At 37.5% G+C, this 3,194-nt stretch carries 5 protein-coding genes; all 5 read left to right on the forward strand.

The genetic code is table 11. From position 1 onward, the window contains the following. A partial coding sequence (locus tag B5F08_RS12940) for an MSCRAMM family protein (RefSeq protein ID WP_143256434.1) occupies nt 1-743 on the forward strand: 743 nt, incomplete at its 5' end. A 29-nt stretch (nt 744-772) separates the two neighbouring features. Beyond that, on the forward strand, nt 773-1,561 hold the full coding sequence (locus B5F08_RS12945) for a ParA family protein (RefSeq protein ID WP_087380342.1): 789 nt from the start codon (nt 773-775) through the stop codon (nt 1,559-1,561). Continuing rightward, nucleotides 1,562-2,425 (forward strand): ParB/RepB/Spo0J family partition protein, encoded by an 864-nt coding sequence (locus tag B5F08_RS12950; protein WP_087380345.1) that lies wholly within the window; start codon nt 1,562-1,564, stop codon nt 2,423-2,425. It begins immediately after the preceding gene. Between the two features lies 1 nt (nt 2,426). Further along, nucleotides 2,427-2,804, forward strand: a complete 378-nt coding sequence (locus B5F08_RS13795) for a septation protein SpoVG family protein (protein ID WP_087380349.1) — start codon at nt 2,427-2,429, stop codon at nt 2,802-2,804. Further along, nucleotides 2,695-2,994 carry a hypothetical protein gene (locus B5F08_RS13340; RefSeq protein WP_162607599.1) on the forward strand — a complete coding sequence of 100 codons (300 nt, stop codon included), beginning with the start codon at nt 2,695-2,697 and terminating at the stop codon, nt 2,992-2,994. Before B5F08_RS13795 ends, B5F08_RS13340 begins: the two co-directional genes overlap by 110 nt. The last annotated feature ends 200 nt before the right edge of the window (nt 2,995-3,194 follow it).

Here is a 3,194-nt window from a genome sequence, read left to right on the forward strand (position 1 = left end):
TGCACAACGCATTGAAAAAGGTCAATATCATTGTTACCAAGACCGCAGAGGACGATGTTCTCGAAAACAGAACCTTTGAAATTTCCGGCACAACAGAGGGCGGACAGGAATTTAAACAGACAGGTGCTACAAATTCAGAAGGTAAGCTTACATTCACCGATGTTCCTTATGGTGATTACATTGTAAGGGAAATCGATGCTCCCAATTACTATGTAGTTCCCGATGAGCAGGAAGTAACTATCAACGCAGACAAAGATGTGAACCTTACTTTTGACAACACACTCAAAAAAGGTTCTGTCCAGCTCATCAAGGTTGACAGCAAAAATCCCGATAAGAAATTATCGGGTGCTGAATTTGCGGTTTATAAAGACACAAACGGCGATGGAGTTTATGCCGACACTGATGAGCTTATAGGATATATGGAGGAAGTTTCCAAAGGCGTTTATTTTTATGATAACCTGCCTTTTGGCAATTATTTTGTAAACGAAACAAAAGCTCCTGAAGGTTATAACTTAGACCCTACATTTTATGGGTTTGTTATCAATTCGGAGGATACCGTGACGGTACAAAATAAAGACGGTGTTTTTGTAAATGAGGAAATACCCACACAGCCCACAACAACACCTCCTGACGCTCCGCAGACAGGACAGAAAAGCTACGTTGTTCCACTGCTTATTATTATCATACTGAGCGTCGGTGTGATTATCTTCTTTATTATAAGAAACAAGAAGAAAAATAAATAATCTTAAAAACATATGAAAGGTGAACGATTATGAACAGTGATTTGATGATGAGTACAAAGATAGCAATTACTTATGAAAAAGGCGGTTGTGGCAAAACCACAACCGCCGTTAACCTTTCTGCAATGTTAGCGGATAAAGGATATAAGACATTACTTGTAGATTTGGATTTCCAAAGCTATGCCACAAGCTACTATGGATTGTTTGACGATAACAACCCGGGAATTTACGAGGTTATGAAATCCGAGAAAAATCCAAAGGACTGTATTTTGAAAACAAAAATAGAAAACCTGTTTTTACTTCCCTCTAAGCATGAGCTTAGAAACATAGAAACAGTCCTTATGATGAAAACAAAAAGACAGGAATACACACTGCAAATGGCTTTAAAGGAAATTGAAGCAGATTATGACTTCATTATTTTTGACTGTCCTCCGTCCGGAGAACGCATAAAGGAAAACGCACTCACCTGCTGTGATTACGTAATCCTCCCCTGTATCCCGGACGACTACGCTCTGCACGGACTGCTGTGTATAGCAAAAGAGATAGTTGAGATAAAGCAGTTCACAAACCCCAATTTAAAAATTATGGGAATTTTGATTTGCATGATGGAACAAACAAAAAGTAAAAAAGCCTATGCGGATGCTTTAAAGACTCAGGACATATTCCCCTGCTTTGAAACTGTTATAAGAAAGAACACAACCTTACAGGAAGCTATAAACGCACATGTGCCTGTTCATCGTTATGATAAGCGCAGTAACGGTGCAAAGGACTACATGGCATTAACCGAGGAAATCATAAAAATCGTAAAGGAGGGCAAATAAATGAAAAAGACGATAGATGTAAACGGCATGTTTGCAAAGCTTAGTCAGGTAAAGGAAGTTACCGAAAAACTTGCCAACACCTCAAGAAGCGAGCTTATCGAAACAGACCTTATTTTCCCTTCAAAGGACAATCCCTATAACAGACAAGACACACCGGAGATTGTTTCACAACTTGCCACAACCATTGAAGCAATCGGACTCATTCATCCGTTGACCGTAAGAAAGATAAACGATGAATGTTACGAAATCATATCGGGAGAGCGAAGATACAAAGCTATTAAAACACTGGGCTGGAAGAGAATCCCCTGTACCGTATATGATAACCTCAGCGACGATAAGGCGCAGCTTATGCTCCATGTGGCAAACTTGGAAACAAGAGAATACACACCGGGTGAGAAATTACAGTTTTACCCTGCAACTGAAGAATGTATTAAAAAGCTTATATCCTCCGGAGAATACACCGGAACGCTTCAGCAGGGCATTGCAGAAATGTTAAAAATCAGCGACAGACAGGTTCGCAAGTATAAAAAGATTTTAGAAAACCTTGATGAAGCTGAACATGAAAAAATAATCAAAGGAGATGAGAGTATCAACACCGCCTATAAAAAGGCAGTCGAGGAAAAAGAAGCAAAAGCCGAAAATCAAGAAAAGCGTAAAGAAAAGGAAAAGAAAACAAATGAGGAAAATCCGTTGGTTCAGAAACTGACGGATTTTTATTTGCAGAGAATTTTTTCCGAAACCGATGAAATCACAAAAATCAACGGTATTTCTTTTTCTGATGAACAGCTTGAAAAGTTCGGTCAAAAGCTCAACAAAAAAATGGGAAAAGTCATTTCCGACTGCATAAGAGAGGTGTTGAAATAAAATGAAAATCACAAAAGTTGAGATAGTAAAGCTTGAAAACAGTAAACGACTTAGGGCGACTTGTTTTATCGTCCTTGACTATACAATCGTAATAGATAATGTAAAGCTTTTTGAAAATTATAACGGTGAATTTTTTGTGGAATTTCCAAGAAGCCATTCATCGGAAGAAAAGAATTATCAAGACATCACTATTATTAAACCACAGTTTAGAGATAGCTTAGTGGGTACAGTTTTAAAGGAATACAAAAAGAAGTTAAAGGAGGAAGACGATGGCAAAACAAACAACATTGGACAAGATATTAAAGGTGGACAGTCAGATAACGGCACAGGAAAAAATAATAGCCGAAGCCAAAGAAAATCTTACGAAGCTGAAAGCTGAAAAAAAGGAGCTTTCCAAAAAATACAAAGAGGAACAAAACGCATTGATACTTAAAATCCTTAACGACAACGGAATTGAAACTCCCGAACGCATTAAGGAAATTCTTATAAAACAGGGGTTTAAATTTAAGGATGATTTTAAAGACCTTGAAAAAATCACAGGGAGTTCAATTACCGATGATTTATCCTGATGTTCATAAAAGCAGAAATTTTGAAAACCTCAAAATTTTTTCCTTTTACAGTTTTGACAAAAACGCTTTTTTATTCTAAGCGAATGAAAAAGTCAGCTTGTCCAAAAACCCTGAATTTCTATCTGAAATTCAGGGTTTTTGCGTTTATCAAGCAACCAACACTTTGATAAAAAAGAAGGAGGAATTGGGGTTTAGCCTAT

The organism is Anaeromassilibacillus sp. An172 (assembly GCF_002160515.1).
GTDB lineage: Bacteria > Bacillota > Clostridia > Oscillospirales > Acutalibacteraceae > Limousia > Limousia pullorum.